The sequence below is a fragment of the Lentilactobacillus parafarraginis DSM 18390 = JCM 14109 genome, from assembly GCF_001435895.1.
Classification (GTDB): Bacteria; Bacillota; Bacilli; order Lactobacillales; family Lactobacillaceae; genus Lentilactobacillus; species Lentilactobacillus parafarraginis.
Genome location: NZ_AZFZ01000160.1, coordinates 1 through 1562 on the forward strand (window position 1 = coordinate 1; position 1562 = coordinate 1562).

Below are 1562 nucleotides of genomic sequence, written 5' to 3' on the forward strand. Positions count from 1 at the left end.
CTGAAACTTGAAAGTATGAAGACAGACTGATCCCTTGGTATCACAGGACATATTTTAATTAATTTAACCATTTAGCTTGCTGTTAACAGCGAAACTAACCGTTTCGGCAAAAATGTGAAGAACTGATTCATCATCTGAATAATTTGGGCTCTTCTTGCATAAACTTCATGATTAATAATCGTTTTTAACGAATTTAGAAGCCATACCAGTGCTTGAGACAACTCAATATCTGGCATGGCTTCGTTCATTATAAAGAATAAATCCCCAATGGTGCGATCATCCTGATTTTGCCGTTCCTGCCAAGCTAATAGGTCATAAGTCATCATGACAATTGCTAAATGGCCACAAAGCCCGTCATAATTTTGAACTTGTGATTTGTCGAGCCGCAAGTATTGCTTGGCAACTTTAAAGTAATTCTCAATTTGCCATCTTCGGGCGTATAGTTGAATGATTGCTTGTGGCTGAAGGCCTAACTGAGTCGTTGCCAGTACTAGGTAGTCATCTTGACGGGCCCGATTAGCCACAAATACCAAGCGAAGCTTGAATTTTTGGTTCCCGACGTGCGCTTCGACAAAGCAGCTGTATTGATAAGCTTGCTTGGGTTGATATTTTGAGGCCTGCAGTCGCTTGTATAATGCTTTAACTGAATATTGCCGTCCGCGATATTGATAGTAAATTTTGCTGGACCGTTTAAGCATGCCCACGCCGTTTAATCCCAACTTGGTTAATTCATAGAAAATTTTTGGTGAGCTATACCAGCTATCAAATAACACATAGTCAGCTAGAACGCCATTTGCGAGGGCTTGCTTGACAAGTTGCAATGAAACGAGGTTCATTTTTTGCTGTGCTTGGCGACGTCTCCGGCCAGCAATTGTTCGTTGATCGGTTGTTTTAGCTGATTTTCCAAGGACGTTTTGTGGCTTCTTGGAAGACATTAATGCAAAGTTGATCGGTAAGAATGTATTGGCGTCACTCCAACCCAAAGTTAAAGCCCGGTATCCCTTAATATATAACCGTTTGTCATGGTCAAAGACTCGCGCTAGTAATTCGGTTTGGGTGGCGTACTCACGGGAAAAGAGTGTATCGTCAATGATCAATGCTAACCGCCGCCGGCGGTCAATAAACGGTCGTAAATGCTTGATTAAATGACTCCCAACTTGACAAATCAAGCGTTGCCAATTGATCCGGCCATCGTTCAAATTATTTCTGACGGTGCGACTGGTAAAGTTAGGTGTTTCATGGGCTCGATAAAGCGAGCGTCCCAGGAACTTTGTCGTGAGCAGCCATTCAATGACCTTCATCAAGCTGATTTCTGAATTCCGGCGATAATTCACCAACTTGGTGAGTTTAGATAGACCAATGAGGGAAGTAAATTGATGAACAATATTGTGAAGCTCGTTTTCTGTATTTTTTTGTCTTATAATATTCATGACGTAAGTCTCCTTCGTATCTTGGTTTTGATCGACTAAAGTATACAACGCAGGAGAGCTTGCGTTTATTTTTTTGCCAAAAAAGCCAATAACCACACGCCTTTGGCGTGATTATTAGCTTTCAAGTTTCAG

At 41.5% G+C, this 1562-nt stretch carries 1 protein-coding gene; it reads right to left on the reverse strand.

The window, feature by feature from the left end:
• Positions 1-71: 71 nt before the first annotated feature.
• Entirely contained in the window at positions 72-1430 is a 1359-nt protein-coding gene (locus FD47_RS14450) for an IS4 family transposase (protein WP_056979270.1), read from the reverse strand.
• Positions 1431-1562 lie beyond the last annotated feature (132 nt).

Excerpts from the sequence above, each read along its gene's own strand:
- FD47_RS14450 (WP_056979270.1), bottom strand. The coding sequence starts at position 1,430 with ATGAATATTATAAGACAAAAAAATACAGAAAACGAGCTTCACAATATT.